At 70.3% G+C, this 20,950-nt stretch carries 16 protein-coding genes and 1 pseudogene; 6 read left to right on the top strand and 11 right to left on the bottom strand.

All coding sequences use genetic code 11. The features are described 5' to 3' along the window. The 8 genes and pseudogenes from FMQ63_RS33670 to fabI form a co-directional block, all read right to left on the bottom strand. Positions 1-232, bottom strand: a pseudogene (locus tag FMQ63_RS33670) (methyl-accepting chemotaxis protein); the annotation flags it as partial. Positions 233-308: 76 nt separating this feature from the next. After that, the gene (locus tag FMQ63_RS33665; RefSeq protein WP_011555977.1) at positions 309-1,376 is read right to left on the bottom strand and encodes a chemotaxis protein CheB; all 1,068 of its coding nucleotides are present in this window, start codon (positions 1,374-1,376) and stop codon (positions 309-311) included. After that, the gene (locus tag FMQ63_RS33660) at positions 1,373-3,517 is read right to left on the bottom strand and encodes a response regulator (RefSeq protein ID WP_011555978.1); all 2,145 of its coding nucleotides are present in this window, start codon (positions 3,515-3,517) and stop codon (positions 1,373-1,375) included. Before FMQ63_RS33660 ends, FMQ63_RS33665 begins: the two co-directional genes overlap by 4 nt. Next, positions 3,507-4,055 (bottom strand): chemotaxis protein CheW, encoded by a 549-nt coding sequence (locus tag FMQ63_RS33655; protein ID WP_011555979.1) that lies wholly within the window; start codon positions 4,053-4,055, stop codon positions 3,507-3,509. The genes FMQ63_RS33660 and FMQ63_RS33655 overlap by 11 nt, the downstream gene beginning before the upstream one ends. Then, a complete protein-coding gene (locus FMQ63_RS33650; protein ID WP_011555980.1) occupies positions 4,052-5,293 on the bottom strand; it encodes a protein-glutamate O-methyltransferase CheR in 1,242 nt (413 codons plus the stop codon). Before FMQ63_RS33650 ends, FMQ63_RS33655 begins: the two co-directional genes overlap by 4 nt. Beyond that, the gene (locus FMQ63_RS33645; protein ID WP_011555981.1) at positions 5,290-6,156 is read right to left on the bottom strand and encodes a response regulator; all 867 of its coding nucleotides are present in this window, start codon (positions 6,154-6,156) and stop codon (positions 5,290-5,292) included. Before FMQ63_RS33645 ends, FMQ63_RS33650 begins: the two co-directional genes overlap by 4 nt. A gap of 5 nt (positions 6,157-6,161) precedes the next feature. Next, entirely contained in the window at positions 6,162-6,548 is a 387-nt protein-coding gene (locus FMQ63_RS33640) for a response regulator (RefSeq protein WP_011555982.1), read from the bottom strand. A 185-nt stretch (positions 6,549-6,733) separates the two neighbouring features. After that, a complete protein-coding gene (gene fabI / locus FMQ63_RS33635; protein WP_011555983.1) occupies positions 6,734-7,552 on the bottom strand; it encodes an enoyl-ACP reductase FabI in 819 nt (272 codons plus the stop codon). Positions 7,553-7,761: 209 nt separating this feature from the next. Here fabI and FMQ63_RS33630 point away from each other — a divergent pair, with 209 nt between their 5' ends. From FMQ63_RS33630 to FMQ63_RS33620, 3 genes are all read left to right on the top strand, one after another. Further along, positions 7,762-10,653 carry a 2-oxoglutarate dehydrogenase E1 component gene (locus FMQ63_RS33630; RefSeq protein WP_011555984.1) on the top strand — a complete coding sequence of 964 codons (2,892 nt, stop codon included), beginning with the start codon at positions 7,762-7,764 and terminating at the stop codon, positions 10,651-10,653. Next, positions 10,643-11,839, top strand: a complete 1,197-nt coding sequence (gene odhB / locus FMQ63_RS33625) for a 2-oxoglutarate dehydrogenase complex dihydrolipoyllysine-residue succinyltransferase (protein WP_011555985.1) — start codon at positions 10,643-10,645, stop codon at positions 11,837-11,839. The genes FMQ63_RS33630 and odhB overlap by 11 nt, the downstream gene beginning before the upstream one ends. A gap of 157 nt (positions 11,840-11,996) precedes the next feature. Continuing rightward, a complete protein-coding gene (locus FMQ63_RS33620; RefSeq protein WP_011555986.1) occupies positions 11,997-12,203 on the top strand; it encodes a cold-shock protein in 207 nt (68 codons plus the stop codon). A 103-nt stretch (positions 12,204-12,306) separates the two neighbouring features. Here the strand turns inward: FMQ63_RS33620 and FMQ63_RS33615 are convergent, their stop codons facing one another. Next, the gene (locus tag FMQ63_RS33615; protein WP_011555987.1) at positions 12,307-14,511 is read right to left on the bottom strand and encodes a S9 family peptidase; all 2,205 of its coding nucleotides are present in this window, start codon (positions 14,509-14,511) and stop codon (positions 12,307-12,309) included. Between the two features lie 120 nt (positions 14,512-14,631). Between FMQ63_RS33615 and FMQ63_RS33610 the strand changes: the two genes are divergently transcribed. Further along, positions 14,632-15,408 (top strand): UPF0489 family protein, encoded by a 777-nt coding sequence (locus tag FMQ63_RS33610; RefSeq protein ID WP_020478857.1) that lies wholly within the window; start codon positions 14,632-14,634, stop codon positions 15,406-15,408. A gap of 13 nt (positions 15,409-15,421) precedes the next feature. On the opposite strand, the gene FMQ63_RS33605 is transcribed toward FMQ63_RS33610, so the two are convergent. Continuing rightward, positions 15,422-17,206 (bottom strand): BamA/TamA family outer membrane protein, encoded by a 1,785-nt coding sequence (locus FMQ63_RS33605; protein ID WP_225909500.1) that lies wholly within the window; start codon positions 17,204-17,206, stop codon positions 15,422-15,424. A 135-nt stretch (positions 17,207-17,341) separates the two neighbouring features. On the opposite strand from FMQ63_RS33605, the gene FMQ63_RS33600 reads away from it, so the two are divergent. After that, on the top strand, positions 17,342-18,604 hold the full coding sequence (locus FMQ63_RS33600) for an endonuclease (RefSeq protein ID WP_011555990.1): 1,263 nt from the start codon (positions 17,342-17,344) through the stop codon (positions 18,602-18,604). On the opposite strand, the gene FMQ63_RS33595 is transcribed toward FMQ63_RS33600, so the two are convergent. Beyond that, positions 18,601-19,470: a cobalamin-binding protein gene (locus FMQ63_RS33595; RefSeq protein ID WP_011555991.1), complete on the bottom strand. Its 870-nt coding sequence runs from the start codon at positions 19,468-19,470 to the stop codon at positions 18,601-18,603. The two genes, FMQ63_RS33600 and FMQ63_RS33595, sit on opposite strands and share 4 nt — an antisense overlap. A gap of 269 nt (positions 19,471-19,739) precedes the next feature. Between FMQ63_RS33595 and FMQ63_RS33590 the strand changes: the two genes are divergently transcribed. Next, the coding region (locus tag FMQ63_RS33590; RefSeq protein WP_141276914.1) for a serine/threonine-protein kinase at positions 19,740-20,950 on the top strand (1,211 nt) is incomplete at its 3' end.

Here is a 20,950-nt window from a genome sequence, read left to right as displayed (position 1 = left end):
CCGCCACCCCCTGCTCCGCCGCCACCGCCAGCCCGCGGGCAACGTGCCGCCCCGCGCCCAGGTAGCTGTCCGCCAGGTCGCTCTCCAGCCGCCGCGTGGCGACACCGGTGAGCAGGGTGGCCGCCGTCGCGCTGATGAGCGCGGTGACGAGCACGAACTTCGGCGCCAGCCCCAGCGACTGGCGGAACTGCTGCGACAACTGGGAGGCGAAGGATTGTTGCGGGAGGCTCACGGAATCACCGCCGGGGAAACGACGTCAGCACGGCACCCGCGCGGAGGCGGGCAGGTGAAACAGGCACAGGAGGAGCTCACCGGGTGGGTCCTCCCTCGGGGCGTCCGCCCCGGAAGGGGGCGAAGGTACAGCTCTGGAGGATGAGCTCCGGCATCGAGGCCAGAGGCACGCCCTGGTCGGTGGCCTTCACATCCAGCGCGGCGCGAGGCATGCCGAAGACGACCGACGACGCCTCGTCCTGGGAGAAGGTGACGCCGCCCGCCCTGCGGATGGCCAGCAGGCCGCGCGCGCCGTCCTCGCCCATGCCGGTGAGCACCACCCCGCCGCTGCGCCGGCCAAAGGCGGCGGCCAGCGACGTCAGCATCACATCCCCGCTGGGGCACGGTCCGCCCTGGCTGGGCTGCAGGCGCGCCAGCCCGGCCGCGTCCACCAGCAGGTCATGCCCGTCCAGCGGGAAGTACACGCGGCCTGGCTCCAGCCGCTCGCCGTCCTTGGCGATGGACACCGGCAGCGGCGTCACCTGGGACAGCCAGCGCACCATGCCCTGGGTGAAGCCCACGGTGATGTGCTGGGCGATGAGCAGCGGCACCGGCAGCGAGCGAGGCAGCTTGGACAGCACGTCCGCCAGCGCGGGCGGCCCGCCCGTGGAGGCCACCACGCCGAAGATGTCCACCCGCGCGCCAGTGGGCGGCGGCGGCGCGGTAGCCGCACGCGGCCGGCGGGAGATGACGGGCACCTCCGCCATGAGGCACACCGAGTGCGCCAGCTCCTTGCCCCAGCGGCGCAGCTCCTCCGCGTTCGTCACGTTGGGCTTGCCGATGAGCTCCAGCGCGCCGGCGCTCATCGCCTGGAAGCCCAGGTCCACGCCGCGCTGCTCCGCGACCGCGCTCACCACGAGGATGCGCGCGGGGGACTGGGACATGATGGCGGCGATGGCCCCCGGTCCATCCAGGCCGGGCAGCAGCAGGTCCATGGTGATGACATCGGGGCGCAGCAGGCGCGCCAACTGCACGGCGCGGTTGCCGTCTCCCGCACGGCCCACGACTTCGATGCGCGGCTCCTCCGTGAGGAGGGCCGTCAGCATGTTCGCCATGGTGGGCGAATCGTCCACCACGAGGACCCGAATGGGTCGCTGGACACTCACGCGCGACTCCCCCGGCGGCTCATGACGTCCAGCACCTCTGCCAGCAGACGGCCCGCGGCGCACTCGCGCTTGCTGAGGTAGCCGTCCGCGCCCGCCTTCAGGCCCCGCTCGCGCGCCACCGAACTGTCATGCGCGGAGACCAGGATGACGGGCAGCGACGCCGTCTCCGGGCGCTCCCGCAGCTTCGCGATGAGCTGGATGCCGTCCATCTCCTCCATGTCCAGGTCGCAGATGACGACGTCGTAGGTGTCCGACTGGAGCCGGTCCAGGGCCCGGGCTCCGCTGGCCGCCAGGTGCACCGTGAAGCCGCCCGCCTCCAGCATGGCCCGGTGCAGCGCCCGCGCGGTGAGCGAGTCGTCCACCACCAGCGCCCGCCGCTGCGCCGACACCTGCACCTGCACCGTCTCCGTCACCAGCCAGTCCGGACGGCAGATGAGCAGCAGCTCGCCACGGCTGAGCGTGGCCGCGCCCTGCCAGGCCGGCACGTCGCGGACTTCCGACGGCAACGGGCGGATGACCAGGTCCCGGTCCCCCACCACCGCGTCCACCACCAGCGCCACGCGCTTGCCACCGCTCTGGACAATCAACAGCGGCTGCCCTTCGGCCGGCGGCGCCAGGGCGCGCAGGCCCAGCCGCGCCCCCAGGTCCACCACCGACAACAGCTGTCCCTGGTACTCCAAATGCGCCCGGCGCTTGCCCAGGCGCAGCGACTCCGCGCGCGCCAGCTGCGTGGCCTCCACCGCCAGCATGGGCAGGCCCACCAGCTGCTCCAGCACGCGCACCACCAGCACCGGCGAGCTGCCCAGGTCCGTAGGCAGCGTCAGCATGAAGCGCGTGCCCTGCCCCGGCGTGCTCGCGACCTCGATGCGGCCCTGCAGTGCCTCCACCGAGGCGCGCACCGCGTCCAGGCCCACGCCGCGGCCGGACGTGTCCGTCACGTCCGTGCGGGTGCTGAAGCCGGACCGGAAGATGAGGTCCCGCAGCTGGTTTTCATTGAGGCGCACCGTCTCCTCCGCGGTGACGACGCCGCGCTGCTCGGCCAGGCGTCGCACCACCTCCACGTCGATGCCGGCGCCGTCGTCGGACGCCTCCAGGTAGAGCAGGTTGCCCTGCTGCTCCACGCGCAGGGTGAGCGCGCCCTCGTGGTGCTTGCCCGCGCGCTCGCGGTCCGCCGGCAGCTCCAGCCCGTGGTCCACGGCGTTGCGCAGCAGGTGCACCAGCGAGCCCTGCAGCTTCTCCAGCAGGCGCCGGTCCAGCGACACCTCCGCGCCCACCACCGACAGCCGCGCTTCCTTGCCCAGCTGACGGGACAAATCACGCACCATGCGCTGGAGCGGGTCCAGGATGGTGCGCACCGGGCGCGTGGTGATGGCCTTGAGGCCATCCTCCAGCGCGTCGACGATGTCACTCGTCTCCTCACCGTCGGTGCGCAGCGAGCGCGCGGTGCCGGACAGCGCCGTACGCGCCTCCGCCGTCTCCGCCAGCAGCCCCTGCTTCGCCAGCAGCACGGCCACCCGCTCCAGTTCGCGGCCCCGCTCCTCCACGCGCAGGCGCACCTCGCGCAGGCGCTCCACCTCGCGCATCAGCGCCGTCACCTGCCACGACGACACGCGCCAGCCCGCGTCCGCGGACTCCGGCAGCGCGTCCGGCACGAGCACGGGCTCCGCGGACGGCACCGGCGCGGCGACGGCGGCCAGGCCCCCGGTGGCGGCGACCATGGCCGCGGCCTCTTCGGGCGGCGGCGCGTCCGCCACCAGCTGCGCCAGGGCGGCCGCCGGGTCCGGAAGCGCCTCCCCACGCCCGTCCGCGTGGGCCTGCGCGCGCAGCAGGAAGAGGTCCAGGCCGTGAAGCAGGATGTCCACCACCGGCCGCGGCATCTTCTGAGGGTTCGCCTTCAGCGGGGCGAGCGCGTCCTCCAGCTTGTGGGCGATGTCGCTCAGGTCCTGCATGCCCAGCGAGGCGGCGCTGCCCTTCAGGGTGTGCAGGTGGCGGCCCAGCCGGACGTAGAGCTTGGTGAGGGCGTCCGTCTCCAGGCCCTCGCGCTCCAGCTCCAGCAGGTCCATGGTGACCTTCTGGACCACTTCCTGGGCCTCGACGGCGAAGCCCGCGACGAGCCCCTGCAGCATCGGATCAACGGGCATGACGGGCTCCCGTGCCGCGCGTGGCGGAGAACAGCCGCTTCAGGTCGATGAGGTGGATGAGCTGCCGGTCCTGCGTGAAGACCTCCATCACCGCCCCCTCCGCGCGCACCCGCGCGGCTTCCACCGCGCTCATGGGCAGCGTGGTGGGGCGGGGAATGGCCTCGCAGTCCAGCGCGCACAGCTCGCCGTCACCGCGGTCCACCACCAGCAGCACCGCCGGGTCCTGCCGCCAGCCGTGGCCGCCCAGCAGCGACGCCAGGCTGAGCGCGGCCAGCACCTGGCCCTGGAAGCGCAGCACCCCGACGACGTGCGGCGCCGACAGCGGCACCGGCGACACCATCTTCAGGGGCAGCGCGGCGCGCAGCGACTCCAGGGAGAGCGCGTAGCGCTCCTCACCGAGCGGGAACTCGGCAATCCAGTGGACCGCCTCCTCGACGGTGTTCTCCCCCTGCTCACGCAGGCGGGACGCGCGCCGCTCCAACAGCTCGAGCGCCTCGGCCTCCTGGGCCGCTTCCAACGTCCGCGGGGTGACCTTCATTCGAGCGCCCCCTGGTTGAGGTAGGCGTCAGCGGACGCCTGGTAGAAACGCGCGGGCAGGGCCTCCGGCCCCTCCACGAGCTGGTCAGGAGGAAGCCGCTCCGCGCGCGAGCGCAAGGCGCGCATCAGCGGCACCGCGCCTTCCCGCGCCCCGGAGCGCTCCCGCAGCAGGGCCAGCTCCAGCAGCCCCGGCAAGTAGTCCGGCGCCTGGCGGACCAGGGCCTCCAGCACGGAGGACGCGCCCACCTCGTCGCCTTCCTCGATGCGCTCCAGCGCATTCAGGTGCAGCCGCGTGGGCGGCGGCGGAGGCGCCACGGGCACCTCGCGCGCCGGAGCGGGCATCAGCGGCGCCACCGGACGGCGGGACGGCGCCGCCACCGGACGGGCGAGGGCGGCGGCGCGGGACGCGGCGGCGGCGCGGGCGTTCAGCTCTTCCTGCGTGAGGAGGCGGAAGGCCTGCAGCTCCGGCGGCCCCTCGCGGACCATGCCCGCGGGGACGCGGTCCACCTCCACGGCGCCCAGGAACAACCAGCCGCCGGGGTTGAGCGTGCGCGACAGGAGGGTGATGGCCGCGTCACGCGCGGCGGGAGTGAAATAGGTGAGCACGTTGCGGCAGAGGATGAAGTCGAAGCGGCCGAAGCGCTCGGGCAGCGGCGCCAGCAGGTTCGCCTGGGCGAAAGTGGTGATGCGGCGGACGGGGGGAAGGATGGTGACCTCGCGCTCGCCCGTCTCCGAGTAGAGCGGGAAGAGGCGCGGCGCGGACTCGCGGCGGGACCACGTCCCGTAGGTGGCGCGGCGTGCCGCCTCCAGGCTGGCCTCGTGGATGTCCGTCCCCAGCACCTCCACGGGAAAGCCGTGCGGCAGCGACGCCTGGAGGCACGCGGCCAGCGAATACGCCTCCTCGCCAGACGCGCAGCCCGCGCTCCAGCCCCGCAGGGCCAGGGCACCCCGCTGGAGCGCCGCGGGCACGGCCTCGTGGGAGATGAAGCGGAAGTGCTCCGGGTGGCGGAAGAAGTACGTCTCCCCCACCAGGATGGCCTTCACCAGCGCGGTGGCCAGGTGGGAGACGGGATGGAGCAGTTCGCCCAGCAAGTCGGGCGCGGTGCGCCCGCGGGCCAGCTCCGCGCGAACGACGCGGTCCACCGCCTCGGAGGCAATGGCGTCATTGCGAAAGCCAGTGATGCCGGCCACCACTTCCCGCGCGCGGGCCAGCAGCCGCGGGTCGAGCGCTCCGCTCATGCGTTCCGCCCGGCCTCCGCGGCCTCGAGCATCGCGGGCAGCTCCCGCAGGAGCCCCCGCGCGATGAATACCCGCGGGTCCAGGATGGGCAGCGAACGCCCTCCCGACCGCAGCATGCCGATGAGCCCCTCGCGCAGCGGGCCATGGTCGGCGCCGCCCACGCGCTCGCGCCGGTCGATGTCCGCCGCCGCGTACTCCTCGGGGTCCTTCACCGTGTCCACGGCGAGCGCCAGCGACACGCCCTCCGCCTCGATGACGACGAGCATGCGCTCCACGCGCGTCAGCTTGTGCTCCACGCCCAGCCGGCGCGCCACGTCCAGCACGCACAGCGCCGCGCCCCGCACCTCCACGTATTCGCGCAGGTACGCCGGCCCGGTGGGCAGCGGCCGGGTCGCCGGATGCAGCAGGACCTCCCGCACCGCGTCCAGCGGAATGGCGAACTCCAGCTCGCCCACCGTCACGCGAAGCACCAACAACGAGCCCGTGCGCGCCCGCTGCCACGCGCTCGTCATGGCCTCGCCCACCGTCTGCAGCAGCTCGTCCGCGCGGAACGGCTTGGCCAGGAAGGTCTCCGCGCCCAGGCCCAGGCACGCCTCCGCGCGCGACTTCTCCGAGGAGATGATGATGACGGGGATGTCGGCCGTGGCCGGGTCCGCCTTCATCCGCTGGAGGACCTCGTCGCCGTCCATCTCCGGCATGGACAAATCGAGCAACACCGCCGCCGGACGCAGGCGCCCCACCTTCTCCAGGGCCTCGCGGCCGTTGCTGGCGGTGTGGATGGTGTAGTGGCCGGAGAGGATGGCCCGCTCCAGCGCGAGAATCGCGTCGCTGTCGTCGACGAGCAGCAGGGACGGCAGGCTCACGGCGGTCAGGCCTTGGTGAGGAACTGACGGACCGTTTCCGTCAGCTCGTGGTGGGACACCGGCTTCTGGATGAAGGCGTTGGCGCCGGCCTCGGTGCCGCGCTGACGCAGGTCCACGTTCTTCTCCGCCGTCAGCAGCAGGATGGGCACCGAGCGGACCTGCGGCATCGCGCTGGCGCGCACCTCCTTGACGAAGGTGATGCCATCCATCCCCGGCATGTTGATGTCCGCGATGACCAGACTCACCGGAACCAGCCGGAGAATCTGCAGCCCCCGGGTCGCATCGTCCGCCTCGACGGTCGAGACCTTGAGGTTCATCAGGTAGATCTTGACGATGTTCCGAACCGTCGGGCTGTCGTCCACCAGCAAGACGTTGGTGCTGTGGGTGCTCACTGTGCGGCGGCTCCTGCGCAGGCCCCGCGACGCGCGGAGAGTCCTGCGAAACGTTCAAGACTCTACCGTGAGGGCTCTCACGTGAGAACAGGGGGCGGTCCGGCCCGGTTTCCATCCGGGCAGGCAGGTATCGGATGACCTCAGAAGGGACGCCCCCGGGTCCAGATGGTCCCGGGGAATGGGCCTTACTCGCCGGCGGGCTTGGGCGGGAGCTCGTCCGCATCCGGCGTCACCGGAGGCGCGCCAATGGCGTGGTAGCCACCGTCCACGTGGATCATTTCGCCGGTGGTGGAGGGCAGCCAATCCGACAGCAGGGCACACGCGGTGCGGGCCACCATGTCGTGGCTGTCCTTCGCGCTCCAGCCCAGGGGGGCCTGCTGCCCCCAGCCACGCTCCAGGGCCTTGAAGCCTGGAATGCCCTTCGCGGCGATGGTGGACAGGGGACCGGCGGCCAGGGCGTTGACGCGGATGCCCTTGGGGCCCAGGTCGCGCGCCAGGTAGCGCACCGTGGACTCCAGGGCCGCCTTGCACACCCCCATCCAGTCGTAGATGGGCCAGGCGACGCGGTTGTCGAAGTCCAGCGTGACGATGGAGCCCCCCTGCGTCATCAGCGGCAGGCACGCCACCGACAGCTCCTTCAGCGAGAACGTGGAGATGCGGAACGCCGTCTGAACGCTCTCCCACGGGGTGTTGAGAAAGTTGCCACCCAAAGCATCTTCGGGCGCAAAGGCAATGGAATGCAACACGCCGTCCACCCGGTCCCACCGTTGGCGCAGGGCGTCCGTGAGTGCGGGGAAGTGGGCGGAGTTGGTGACGTCCAATTCCAGCACCTCCATTCCCGGCTTGAGGCGCTTGGCGCTCCGCTCGGTGAGGGACTTGGCCCGACCGAAGCCGGTGAGGAGGACCTCGGCCCCCTGAGCCAGCGCGTGCTCGGCGATGCCGTAGGCCAGGGACTGAGGCGTGAGCACCCCGGTGATGAGCAGCTTCTTGCCTTGGAGCAGCATGGAGACAGCCTCGTTGCGGGAGGGGAAAGACAGGAAACGCGTTCTCTACCATTCCTTCTGGGCGGAATGGTTGAAGTTGCACTCACTTGGGGCATGAATCCACCTGCTCCGCGGCAATGGGTGCGGCTTATCAGCCAGCGGGCGGGCGCTACAAAAGGCGCCGCTAAAACCCCCCAACGGGGCGCCCATCCAGTAAAAGACGACACGCCATGGCGAATTTCCAGGACACGTTTCTTTCCGGCGCCAACATCGATTTCATCGAGGGCCTCTACGCCCGTTATCTGGAGGACCCCGCCAGCGTGGATGCAAGCTGGCGGGAGGTCTTCGACCGCAGCAACGGCGCCGGACGACCCATCTTCAGCACCCGGCTGCTGGAGCCAGTAGCGGCTCCAGCGGCGGCCAAGGGAGGCGGCAAGGGCGCCGCGCCCAAGGCCCAGGTCGCGCCGGCGCCGCAGCCCGCCCCGGTGGCCGCTCCCGGCCAGTCCGTCCAGGACATCTCGCTGCAGGCGCGCGTGGACCACGTCATCTTCGCGTTCCGCCTGCGCGGCCACCTGCGCGCGAAGCTGGATCCGCTCGGCCGTCCGCGCCCGGCGCTGGCGCACGTGGCGGATGTGGCCCTGGTGGATGACAGCCACTTCACCGACGCCGAGGCCCAGCAGCTCGTGGAGACCAATGGCGTGTTCGGCGAGCAGCGCGTGCGCCTGACGGAGCTGCTGGCGCGCCTGCGCCGCACGTACACGGACACCATCGGCGTCGAGTACATGCACATGCTCGACAGCGAGCGCCGCCGCTGGCTGATGCACCGGATGGAGTCCAACGAGAACCGCACCGACTTCTCCCCGGACGAGTGCCGGCACATCCTCACCAAGCTGTCGTACGCGGAGGGCTTCGAGCACTTCCTCCACACCAAGTACGTGGGCGCCAAGCGCTTCAGCCTGGACGGCGGCGAGGCGCTCATCCCCATGCTGGACGCGCTGGGCGAAGTGGCCACCGGCATGGGCCTGAGGGAGATCGTCATCGGCATGGCCCACCGCGGCCGCCTCAACGTGCTGACGAACATCCTGGGCAAGCAGCCGGATCAGATCTTCAGCGAGTTCGACGGTCCCCGGAACCCGCAGGACTACCTGGGCCGCGGCGACGTGAAGTACCACATGGGCTTCTCGTCGGACCACACCACGCGCCAGGGCCGCAAGCTGCACCTGTCGCTGGCCTTCAACCCCAGCCACCTGGAAGCGGTGGACCCGGTGGTGGAGGGCCGCGTGCGCGCCAAGCAGGACCGCGGCGGCGACACCGAGCGCACCAGCGTGATGCCGCTGCTCATCCACGGCGACGCGGCCTTCATCGGCCAGGGCGTGGTGGCGGAGACGCTCAACCTGTCCGGCCTCAAGGGCTACACCACGGGCGGCACGGTCCACGTCGTCATCAACAACCAGGTCGGCTTCACCACCGACCCGCACGACTCGCGCTCGTCGCTCTACTCCACCGCCATCGCGCAGATGCTGGACATCCCCGTCTTCCATGTGAACGGGGATGATCCGGAGGCCTGCGTCCACATCGCGAAGCTGGTGGCCGAGTACCGCCAGACGTTCAAGTCGGACGTCGTCATCGACCTGGTCTGCTACCGCCGCTACGGCCACAACGAAGGTGACGAGCCCTCGTTCACGCAGCCGGCGATGTACGACATCATCCGCAAGCACCCGACGGTGCGCACGCTCTACGCGGCGAAGCTGGCGGAGCAGAACAAGATTCCGGCTGAGGAGTCGGAGGCCATCAAGCAGCGCTGCCAGCAGGAGTTCGACGCGGCGCTCACCCGCGCGCGCCAGGAGAGCCAGTTCAAGGAACCCAGCGCGCTGGAAGGCCTGTGGAAGCCCTACCAGGGCGGCGCGCTGAAGAGCGCGCCGGACGTATCCACCGCGGTGGACAAGCAGGTGCTGTGTGATGCGCTGCGCAAGCTGTCCACGCTGCCGGAGGGATTCAACGTCCACCGCGACGTGGAGCGCACCGTCATCAAGAAGCGCCTGGGCATGCTGGACAGCGGCGAGCTGCAGTGGAGCGAGGGCGAGTCGCTGGCCTACGCCACGCTGCTCTCCGAGGGCTACAACATCCGCATCACCGGCCAGGACTGCGAGCGCGGCACCTTCAGCCACCGCCACGCGGTGGTGCACGACGTGAAGACGGGCGAGAAGTTCGTCCCGCTGCGCCAGTTCATCAGCGGCACGGGCAGGAACGGCTTCCACATCTACAACAGCCCGCTGTCGGAGATGGGCGTGCTCGGCTTCGAGTACGGCTACAGCCTGGACGTGCCGGACGGTCTGACGGCCTGGGAAGCGCAGTTCGGCGACTTCGGCAACGGCGCGCAGATCATCATCGACCAGTTCATCGCCGCCGGTGAGAGCAAGTGGCGCCGTCTCAGCGGCCTCACCCTGCTGTTGCCGCACGGCTACGAAGGCCAGGGCCCGGAGCACTCCAGCGCGCGTCTGGAGCGCTTCCTGGACCTGTGCGCCGAGGACAACATCCAGGTCTGCTACCCCACGACGCCCGCGCAGATCTTCCACCTGCTGCGCCGCCAGGTGCTGCGCCCGGTGCGCAAGCCGCTGGTCATCATGTCGCCCAAGAGCCTGCTGCGCCGGCCGGAGGCCACCAGCAAGGTGGAGGAGCTGGCCACGGGCACCTTCCAGGAAGTCATCCTGGACCGGGTGGACCCGGCGGGCGTGACGCGGCTGCTGCTGTGCAGCGGCAAGGTGTACTACGACCTGGTGAAGGCGCGGGACGAGCGCAAGGACGAGAGCATCGCCATCGTCCGGCTGGAGCAGCTCTACCCGTTCGCCTCCGACGTGCTGGCGGGGCTCATCGCGAAGATGCCGAAGCTCGCCGAGCTCCTGTGGGTGCAGGAAGAGCCGCGCAACGCTGGCGCGTGGCACTTCATGTTCCCCCGCCTGCACGACCTGGCCTCCACGCAGTCGAAGCAGCAGGTGAAGATCGGCTACATCGGTCGCGCCGAAGCCGCCAGCCCCGCCACGGGCTTCCCCAAGACGCACGAATACGAGCAGCAGCTCATCATCGAGGAAGCCATCCTCCGAGGGACCAGAAATGGCCGTTGAAATCAAAGTGCCCCCCCTGGGCGAATCCATCACCGAAGCCGTCGTCGGCAAGTGGAACAAGAAGCCGGGTGACGCCGTCACCGCCGACGAGCCGCTCGTCGTCCTGGAGACCGACAAGGTCACCATCGACGTGCCGGCCCCGTCCGCTGGCTCGCTGTCCAGCATCGCCTTCAAGGAGGGCGACAAGGTCCGCGTGGGCGAGGTGCTCGGCCTCCTCGAGGCAGGCGCCGGCGCTCCCGCCGCCAGGCCCGCCGCCGCTCCGGCTCCGGCCGCCGCGCCCGCTCCCGCCGCCGAGGTGCCCGCGGCGTCCGACGCGCGCTCCACGCCCACCGCGCGCAAGGTGGCCGAGGAGAACCGGCTGGACATCTCCCAGGTGAAGGGCAGCGGCGCCGGTGGCCGCGTGCACAAGGACGACGTGCTGGGTCAGCTCAACCGCCCGGCCACGCCCGCCGCCCCGGCGCAGCCCGCCGGCCCCCGCCCGAACGCCGCCCGCGAGGAGCGCGTGCGGATGACGCCGCTGCGCAAGCGCGTGGCCGAGCGCCTCATCCAGGCCCAGTCCACCGCCGCCATGCTCACCACCTTCAACGAGGTGGACATGGGCGAGGTGATGGCCCTGCGCAAGAAGTACAACGACAAGTTCCAGCAGAAGCACGGCGTGAAGCTCGGCTTCATGAGCTTCTTCATCCGTGCCTCCGTCGAGGCCCTCAAGGCCTTCCCGCAAATCAACGCGGAGATTGACGGTGAGGACGTCATCTTCAAGCACTACTACGACATCGGCGTGGCCGTCAGCGGCAGCCGCGGTCTGGTGGTGCCGGTGGTGCGCAACGCGGACAAGCAGGGCCTGGCGGAGCTGGAGAAGTCCGTGGGCGAGCTGGGCACCAAGGCGCGCAATGACAAGCTGGCCCTGGCCGACCTCCAGGGTGGCACCTTCACCATCACCAACGGCGGCATCTTCGGCTCCATGCTGTCCACGCCCATCCTCAACCCGCCGCAGACGGGCATCCTGGGCATGCACAACATCGTCGAACGCCCCGTGGCCCGCGACGGCCAGGTCGTGATTCGGCCCATCATGTACATCGCGCTCACCTACGACCACCGGCTGGTCGACGGCCGCGAGGCCGTTCAGTTCCTGGTGCGCGTGAAGGAGTGCATCGAGGACCCGGAGCGGCTGCTCCTGGACGTCTGACTTCAGGCCCGGCATCCGGGCAAGACTTGCATTCCGGGCGGCCGGCTGGACTTCCAGCCGGCCGTTTCACTACAACTGGGCGTGTCTCCCGGTTGTCGGGGGGCGGGAAGAACGGGCGGCTCTCCTCGCGCCGCCCCGCAAGACTGAAGGACGTGCAATGGCAACCGGTACCGTGAAGTGGTTCAACGACGCGAAGGGCTTTGGCTTCATCACCCAGGACGGCGGCGGTGAAGACGTGTTCTGCCACCACACCGCCATCAACATGGACGGCTTCCGCACCCTGGCCGAAGGCCAGAAGGTGGAGTTCGAAGTCACCCGTGGCCCCAAGGGCCTCCAGGCGCAGAACGTCCGCGCCGCCGGCTAACGCGTCCGTCAGCCACTCCCTCCGGACTGGCCGATGACAAGAGGCCCGGCCCCACCACCTGGGGACCGGGCCTCTGGTTTTTCAAGCCCTGGGGCCGCGCGGCCTACAGGTTGCGCTTGAAGTGGTCCATGACGCGCTCCCACTGGCGCTCGGTGACGAGCGGGTCGGGCACCATGTGCGTCAGGCCGCTCAGCGGCAGCAGGTCATGCGGCTTCCCGGCGCGGAAGAGCGCGTCGCTCAACTTCAGCGTGTGGAAGAAGTAGACGTTGTCGTCCGCGGTGCCGTGGATGAGCAGCAGCTTGCCCATGGGCTTGTCCTGCTTCGCGTACGTGAGCAGCGAGCTCTTCTCGTAGGCCTCCGGGCTCTGCTGCGGCACGCCCAGGTAGCGCTCGGTGTAGTGGGTGTCGTAGTCCAGCCAGTCCACCACCGGGGCGCCGGCCACGCCGGCCTTGAAGACGTCCGGGCGCTTGAGCACGGCCAGCGCGGACATGTACCCGCCGAAGCTCCAGCCGGAGATGCCCACGCGGGACAAATCCAGCTCCGGGACTTCCTTGGCCAGCGCCTGGAGCGCGGCGACCTGGTCCTCCAGCGTGACGCCGGAGAAGTCGCCCTTCACCTCGCGCTCCCACTTCGCGCCGCGCAGCGGGGTGCCGCGGCCGTCAATCTTCACCACGAGGAAGCCCTGGTCCGCCACCCACTGCGACATCAGGTGCGCGGCCATGCTCTTGTGGACCACGGTGGTGGTGGGGCCGCCGTACACCTCGACGATGACGGGCAGCTTCTTGCCGGGCTTGAAGTCGCGCGGGCGCACCAGGGACGTCCAGAAGCGCTCGGGGCCCACCTGCCGCTGCTCCACGTTGGGCGTGTAGGGCGGCTCCTTCGCCACCGAGGGCAGCTCGCCCACGGTGGTTCCGTCGCCGCGCACCACCTGCACCTTGGGCATGGACTTGAGGCCCTGGCCATTCATCACCATCAGCCCGCCGCTCTTGGACACCGAGCCCGACTCGATGTCGAGCCCCGTCGTCACCTTCTCCGGCGCGCCACCGGCCTTCACGCGCCACAGGTGGCTCTGCGTGGGGTTGGGGCCGCCGTTGAAGTAGAGCGTGTCATCCTTCTGGATGTAGCGCGCCAGCGAGCGGAAGCCCGCGTCCGGCTTCACCAGGGTGCGCACCAGCGCGCCGTCCGCCTTGCGCAGCTCCACCTCCGGGCCGCCGTTGCGCTCCGTGTACCAGAGGAAGCCGCTGCCATCCTCCAGCCACAGCGGGAAGACCTGCTCCAGGTTGAGCCAGGCGGCGTCCTGCTCCGTCAGCAGCTCCCGCGACTTGCCCGTGCGCGGGTCCACCGCGAGCAGCTTCTGCTCGGTCTGCTCCCGGTTCTGCACCAGCGCGGTGAGCGGACCGCCCTTGGGCCACGTCACGGTGGCCAGGTACGGGTACTTCGCCGCATCCCACTGCGCCCACACGGTTTTCCCACCGGTGACGGGGGTGATGCCCAGGCGCACCTTGGCGTTGGCCTTGCCGGGGCGCGGGTACGCGAAGTCCTCGCCGCCGCGCTCGGGGTGCATCACGTCGACGATGGTGAGCTTCTCCACCTCCGTCGTGTCCGCCTCCGTGTACGCGATGGACTTCGCGTCCGGGCTCCACCAGTAGCCGGTGAAGCGCCCCATCTCCTCCTGGGCGACGAACTCGGCCACGCCGTGCGACTTCGCCTCGGTGCCGCCCTTGGTGACGCGCTGCTCGCGGTTGGCGGCCACGTCGATGCGGTACACGTCGTGTTCCCGCACGTAGGACACCTGCTTGCCGTCCGGGGAGAAGCGCGGATCCAACGTGCCCGGGCCCGTCTTCAGCTCCGTCACCTTGCCGCTGGCGCGGTCCACCACGTAGAGGCGGCCGGACAGGGGCACCAGCAGCCGATTGCCGTCCTCGGACACCTGATAGCTGGTGAAGCCCCGGGCGCTGACGCGCATGCGCTCACGACGGGCCTTCTCCTCGGGGGTGAGCGTCTCCTCGGCGCCCTTGAGGATGGCCTCGGGGGTGAGTAGCTCCTGCGTCTGCCCGCTCTCCACGTCGAACGCGTAGAGCGTCTGCACGTTGGACGTGGGCTGGGTGCGCAGGAAGAGGATGCTCTTCTCGTCGGGGGAGATGCGCACACCGCCGGGCCGGCCGCTCATGAAGCGGCGCGTCTCCGAGAACTGGCGCAGGAAGGGGTCTTGCGACCGCTGCGTCTTGGACATGGTCAGGGGCTTCTGCTCCTGGGCGGAGGACGAAGCGCTCGCAAGCAGGAGCGCGGCGGTGAGGACGTGGCGCATGCGTCGTCGAATCCCCGCGGGAAGGGCGGGGCTCCTTTCGTGGAAAGGTGCGGGACAGCCTACACTCGGCGGCCTCGCGGCCGGAGCAAACGCTTGGCGTGCTGGAGGATTCCCGACGCAATGGAAACGGAAGACGACGCCCCGCGGCACCTGCGCCTGGCCGGCATCATCCGACTGGGCCTGGGCGGGGGACGTGGCCCCCGAGACGCCTACGTGTTCGACCCGCACCGGCTCGCCCTCCCCGCCTGGGCCTGCGCCCTGGGTGACACGGAGGGCCCCGCCCTGCTGGTGACGCTGGACCGGCACCTGGACACCGTGATGCCCCGGGCCCCCGCGGCCGTGCCGGACCGGACTGCCGGTCTGCGCGCGCTGGATGAACATGCCCGCTGGGCGCTGGACGTGCGCAACTACGACCACATCCTCGCGGCCATGGAGGCGGGGCTGGTGGGGGACGCGCTGCTGATTGCCCGCGCCCGCCCCCGTGGCGCCTTCACGGGGGACACCTACGTGGACAGCCGGGGCCGGCCGCACCGGCTGGTGGCGGTGCCCACCGTGGACCGGGCGGCGGAGGCCTACAGCCGCCCTGCCCCCGGCGACGCCGTGCGCGACGTGCTGGACGCGGCCGGCCGGGTGCTGCTGGACGTGGACCTGGACTGCTTCACGTCCCTGAGCGACGCGGACCCGACGACGGTGCTCCCCTGGCCCCGGCAGGTGATTCGCGAGTTCCTGCTCCCAGAGGACTCGGAGCCCTTCTGGGACGCGGTGCTGCGAAAGACGGTGGCGCTGACGCTGGCGCGCGAGCCCCACCACTGCGGCGGGCTGCTCGCGTCCGGGGACTTGTTCCAGGACGCGGCCCAGGTGCTGTTCCGGGAGCTCTTGCGCACCGAGCCCCCGTGAGCCACGCCGCGCGCTACAGCGGCGTCTCCATGAAGTTGGGCCGTACGTCCGTCATCTGCCCGCCCGCGAAGGAGAAGCGGCTGCCCACCGGCGGCCGGGCGTCGTTGAGCACGTAGCCGAAGTCCACGCGGAAGGGCAGGACGTTGAACTGCGGGAAGAGCAGCCGCAGGCCCATGCCCACCGTGTGCACCATGGCGGGCCGGTCATTGAAGGCGCTGCCCGAGTCCCAGAAGAGCACGCCGCCCAGGTGCACCGTCTTCACGACGATGGGGCGGCTTCGGTACTCCAGGTTGAAGAGCAGGAGCCGCCGGCCGGAGTACGCATCCGCGCCCGCGCCGCGCAGGCCGTTGGCGCCGCCCAGCAGGTGGATGCGGTCGAACAGGTCGTCGATATTCACATCCAGCAGCCCGCGCGCCACGAAGCGCCCGCCCAGCACCTTGGGCGACACCTCAATCAACTCCGCCGCCCAGCGCCGGTTGGTCCACGCGCCCCCAGGCCCCAGCGGCCGGCGGACGGCGCCCGACAGGGAGGCGGTGGTGAGCGAGTCCCCCAGCCGCAGGCGGTAGCGCAGCGCCAGCCCGCCTTCGACGAAGTGGCTTTGCTCGCCAAACACCGGCGGCGCGTAGCGCAGGGTGGCCGCCACCCAGTGGCCCATCTGGAAGTCCTCGGCCAGGACGTACGAGTCCACGTCTCGCAGCACCTCGTAACGCGCGTCGAAGGCGCGCAGGCTCAGGCCGACGTAGCCGGCGTCCTCGGCGCGCGGCAGGTAGTTGCGGTTGAACCACTCCGACTGCTCCGGGGACAGGCCGGACGCCAGCGGCGCGCCGTAGGCGTAATGGTAGGCCCCCACGGTGCCGCCCACGTTCCACTTGTAGCGGGTGCCCATCGAGCGCGTGTACGAGAGGCCGCCCACCACCTCTTCGGTCCGGTAGACGTAGGGCACCGCGGGCCCGCCTGGAAATGGCAACTGCCAGATGGACGCGCCCCGGTAGACGCGGTTGGTCTCCACGTTCCAGGACACGGAGGCACTGGCGCTCCAGGGCGTGGACAGCGAGTACAACGGCCGGCTCACCGCGAGGTTGCCGCGCGAGCCCTCCGTCTTGCCCGTCTCCCGCCCTTGGATGACGGCGATGGACTCGCTCAGCGACCAGCGGCTGCCCAGCACACGCGGGTCGGTGTAGCTCTGCCCCAGACTGAGGGTGTCCTGCCGCAGCACGAAGTCCACGGCGATGCGCTTGCCGCGCCCCAGGAAGTTCTGCTCCGTGCCCTGCAGCTTCAGATACTGGAGCAGCGAGCCCACCGCCGCGAAGTCACTGTTGAGCCGCAGCGACCAGATGTCCTTGGTGACGGCCATCAGCGCCACCGAGTCCGGCGTGCGCCCCTTCACCGCCACCAGGCGGACCATGGAGAACAGGCGCAGCCCGCGCAGGTTGCGCGCCGACTCCTGGGCGAGCACGTCCGAGTACGGCGCCCCCACCTGGAGCAGCACCTCGCGCCGGACGACGTCGTCCCGCGTCCGGGCATGGAAGATGTTGAGGAAGTCCGGGAAGGGGTCGATTTCGGCCACCACGTCCTCGGTGGCCACCAACACCTCTTCCAGAATCTTGCCCTCCGGCGCCGGCTCCAGCACCCGTCCATGCCGGGCCAGGGCCTCGTCAATCAGCGCGTCCTCGTAGTTGTCGATGGCCGACGCGAGCCCCTGCGCCGGCGCGTCAGACGACGCTTCCGACGAGGAAGGCGCGGCCGCGAGAAACGTGGCGACGAGCAACACAGGCAGCGAAAGCGGCACGCAAGGCATCCTGTCATGAGCCGCGGCATTGCCCCTGGACAATGCCGCGCTCTGTCACATCGCTGGATTTCCAGCTTTCACGGTCGCGTCGAAAATATACATGGGGGAAGCAACCGCGAAGCCCACTGGGTGGATAATGACGGCATGACCAGCGTCGTCGGCCCCCGCCGCTCGCCCCTCCTCGCTCGCCCGACCACCGAAAACGCCCGTGAGACGACGTCCTCCCCTCGGACGACCGCCTCCGCGGCCACCAGCTCGTTCCAGCCCGCGCGGCCGGGACTCGAGGGCACCACGCCTTCGATGCTGACGAAGCTCGGCGCAGTCTTCGTTCCCCAGACGCCCACCGCGACGCAGGCGGCGGCTTCCCACCCGAAGGCCACGGCCGGTACTCGGGCGGCGTCGCTGGTCCACAGCACGACGCCCAACGCGGACATCAAGGACCACACCACCATCGAGAGCACCATCGACGTCCCCGAGGACGCCACGGTGGAGTCGCTCAAGCTCAACCTGGACATCGAGCACACCTACCGGGGCGACCTGAAGGTGACGCTGACCTCGCCGTCCGGCAAGAGCGCGGTGGTGTCGAACCGCAAGGGAGGTTCGTCGGATGACCTGACGGGCGCCTTCGACCTGTCCGCGTTCAAGGGCGAGCCCACGAAGGGCACCTGGACGCTGGAAGTGCAGGACGCGGCGCGCGGCGACACCGGCACGCTGAAGTCGTGGGGCCTGGACATCGCCCCGCAGACGCCGGTGACGGAGCCCGAGGCGCCGGAAGAGCCCGAAGGTGGCCTGTTCGAGGGCCTGCGTGACGGTGCGCTGCTGGACGCGCTCCAGGACTACTCGTCCGGCAAGAAGGTGGTCAGCTACAACGAGGCCCGCCGGCTGATGTTCTCCAGCCTGGACGTGAACGAGAACGGCAACGTCGTCTGCGTCTACACGGGCGCCGAAGTCAAAGGCGGCAAGATTCCCAACAACTCGGTGATGAACACCGAGCACACCTGGCCCCAGTCGAAGGGCGCCACGGGTGCGGCGAAGAGCGACCTGCACCACCTCTACCCCACCGACAGCAAGGCCAACTCCCGGCGCAGCAGCTTCCCGTTCGGCGAAGTGGTCAACGTGCGGTGGAGCCAGAACGGCGCCAAGCTGGGCACCGACGCGCGCGGCAACATGGTCTTCGAGCCGCCCGACGCCCACAAGGGCAACGTGGCGCGCGCGATGTTCTACTTCTCCGCCACCTACAACAAGGCCATCCCCAACGACGAGGAGGCGACGCTCAAGGCGTGGAACAAGCTCGACACGGTGGACGCCGCCGAAATCGAGCGCAACCGCCGCATCGCCACCATCCAGGGCAACTCCAACGCCTTCGTCGAGGACTCGGCGCTCGCGGACCGCGTGAAGGACTTCTAGGCCCCCGCGGAGCGCAGTTCCCCATCGCGCAGGGGCGGCAGCTTCTCGCCCCGCGCCACCGCCGCGACGATTTTCGCCAGCCGGTCCACGCCATCCGACAGGGCGGCTGGCCCCGGCTGGAGGATGAGCGAGCTCTTCACCTCGTAGAGCTGGTCATCCACCACCGCCCGGACCCCGGCCCACCCGGGGCGGGCGACGATTTTCTCCCGCTTCGCCTTGCGCCCGCACCAACTGGCGATGACGCCCTCCGGGTCGCGCCGCGCCACCTCTTCCGGCGCGAAGATGCGGCCCTGCGCCCCCTGCGACGCGCGCGACTCCCGGCACACGTCCACGCCGCCCACCAGCTCCACCAGCTCCGAACACCAGCGGATGCCGGAGATGAGCGGCTCATGCCACTCCTCGAAGAAGATGCGCGGCCGGCGTGGAAGCGACTCCGCCGCGTCCGCGTGCCGCTCCAGGTTCGCGGTCAGCTCGGTGGCCAGCGCCTCCGCGGCCTCGGGCCGCCCCACCAGCGCGCCCGTCAGCCGCACTGACTGCAGGATTTCCGCGAGGGAGCGCTGGTTGAACAGGTAGACGGGCACGCCCCGCTTCGCCAGCTCGCGGCCGATGTCCGCCTGCAAGTCAGAGAAGCCCAGCACCAGGTCCGGCTTCAGCTCCAGGATGCGCTCGAAGTTCGCGTCCAGGAACGAGCTGACCCGCGGCTTCTTGCGCGCCTGGGGCGGACGCACGGTGAAGCCGGACACGCCCACCACCAGCTCCTCCGCGCCCAGCCGGTAGAGCACCTCCGTCGTCTCCTCGGTGAGGCAGACGACGCGGCGGGGATAGGGCGGCGCACCGGAGAGCAGCTCGGACAGGCGGGCATTCATACGGGGCCGCACCCTAACGCGGCCACCGCCGCGCTACGTGTCCGTAGCACGCGTCCATGCGCGTGGGCCGGGCTTTCACCGCACTCCCAGTCACGGCACGGCGCACGTGTGTCACCTGTGAAACGTTGTGGCGCCCGAGCCGGATTCTCGGCCGGTGGCGCACTGCGCCAACCCGGCAGGTCGCTTGGGAGGTGGACGATTGCAGTGTTAGCATCTGCCCTCATGTGCGACCGGCGTGTCACGTGCCTCACCGGTCGGTGGGGGCAGTCATGATGGAGAGCAACGCCCCGACGAATGGCGCCCCCCCCGACGTCGCGGACCCGATGCTGGGCCGGGTCCTGAACGAGCGCTTCCGCATCCTGGAGACGCTTGGCGCCGGAGGCATGGGTCGCGTCTACAAGGCCGTGCAGTCACCGCTGGACCGGCTGGTGGCGCTCAAGGTGCTCAATCCGCAGTACGGAGAGGGCAAGGACCCGGGCTTCCAGAAGCGCTTCTTCCTGGAGGCCAGCGTCACCGCGAAGCTGCGCCACCCGAACACCGTCACCGTCATCGACTACGGCAAGACGGAAGACGGCATCTACTACATCGCCATGGAGTACCTGGAGGGGCTGACGCTGGGCCAGCTCCTCACGCAGATGGGCCCGCTGCCGTGGCCGCGCGCGCTCAACATCACCCAGCAGATCGCCCGCTCGCTGCGCGAAGCGCACAAGGTCGGCCTCATCCACCGCGACCTCAAGCCCGCCAACGTCATGGTCCTCAATCAGGAGACGGACCACGACGTGGTGAAGGTGCTCGACTTCGGCCTGGTGAAGTCCTTCATCGGCGACGCGGCGCCCGTGTCACAGGACACGTCCATCACGCAGGCGGGCATCATCCTGGGCTCTCCGCAGTACATGGCGCCGGAGCAGGCGCGCAACATCGCCGACCCGCGCAGTGACGTGTACAGCCTGGGCGTGGTGCTCTATCAGATGCTGATGGGGCGGCCGCCCTTCCTGGCCGCGCAGAGCATCGACGTCATCGTCAAGCACATCAACGAACTGCCGCCCGCCTTCGGCTCGCTCTACCCCAACCATGGCATCCCCGGAGAGGTGGAGGCCCTGGTGATGAAGTGCCTCGCCAAGACGCCACCGGAGCGCTACCAGTCCATGGACGAGGTGATGGAGGCCATGCGCCGCACCATGTCCACGGTGGGCGTCAGCGGCGCCTTCAGTGGCGCACGCTTCGCGGGCGCGGGCATCAGCGGCGTCGGTGGCAGCGGCCCCATCAGCGGGCCCCACGGAAGCGGCCCCCACGGAAGTGGCCCCCACGGCGCGGCCGGCTCCGGTCCCGCCACCGTGGCGCTGGACATCTCCGTGGAGGAGGCGCCGGTCAAGGGCCGAAAGCCGCTGGGGATGATCCTCGGCGGCGGCGCGCTGCTGGTGGGCCTTGGCGTGGCCCTGATGGTGGCGATGCGCCCCACCCCGCCCGCCGAGCCCATCGT

Origin of the sequence: Myxococcus sp. CA005 (assembly GCF_006518205.1) — a bacterium.
GTDB lineage: Bacteria > Myxococcota > Myxococcia > Myxococcales > Myxococcaceae > Myxococcus > Myxococcus xanthus.
This window is presented reverse-complemented; position numbering and strand designations above follow the sequence as displayed.

What these genes read in the sequence shown, in the direction of transcription:
- FMQ63_RS33660 (WP_011555978.1), bottom strand. Translation starts at nt 3,517, where the DNA reads ATGCCCGTTGATCCGATGCTGCAGGGGCTCGTCGCGGGCTTCGCCGTC.
- FMQ63_RS33655 (WP_011555979.1), bottom strand. Translation starts at nt 4,055, where the DNA reads ATGAAGGTCACCCCGCGGACGTTGGAAGCGGCCCAGGAGGCCGAGGCG.
- FMQ63_RS33650 (WP_011555980.1), bottom strand. Translation starts at nt 5,293, where the DNA reads ATGAGCGGAGCGCTCGACCCGCGGCTGCTGGCCCGCGCGCGGGAAGTG.
- fabI (WP_011555983.1), bottom strand. Translation starts at nt 7,552, where the DNA reads ATGCTGCTCCAAGGCAAGAAGCTGCTCATCACCGGGGTGCTCACGCCT.
- FMQ63_RS33630 (WP_011555984.1), top strand. Translation starts at nt 7,762, where the DNA reads ATGGCGAATTTCCAGGACACGTTTCTTTCCGGCGCCAACATCGATTTC.
- odhB (WP_011555985.1), top strand. Translation starts at nt 10,643, where the DNA reads ATGGCCGTTGAAATCAAAGTGCCCCCCCTGGGCGAATCCATCACCGAA.
- FMQ63_RS33620 (WP_011555986.1), top strand. Translation starts at nt 11,997, where the DNA reads ATGGCAACCGGTACCGTGAAGTGGTTCAACGACGCGAAGGGCTTTGGC.
- FMQ63_RS33615 (WP_011555987.1), bottom strand. Translation starts at nt 14,511, where the DNA reads ATGCGCCACGTCCTCACCGCCGCGCTCCTGCTTGCGAGCGCTTCGTCC.
- FMQ63_RS33610 (WP_020478857.1), top strand. Translation starts at nt 14,632, where the DNA reads ATGGAAACGGAAGACGACGCCCCGCGGCACCTGCGCCTGGCCGGCATC.
- FMQ63_RS33605 (WP_225909500.1), bottom strand. Translation starts at nt 17,206, where the DNA reads ATGCCTTGCGTGCCGCTTTCGCTGCCTGTGTTGCTCGTCGCCACGTTT.
- FMQ63_RS33600 (WP_011555990.1), top strand. Translation starts at nt 17,342, where the DNA reads ATGACCAGCGTCGTCGGCCCCCGCCGCTCGCCCCTCCTCGCTCGCCCG.
- FMQ63_RS33595 (WP_011555991.1), bottom strand. Translation starts at nt 19,470, where the DNA reads ATGAATGCCCGCCTGTCCGAGCTGCTCTCCGGTGCGCCGCCCTATCCC.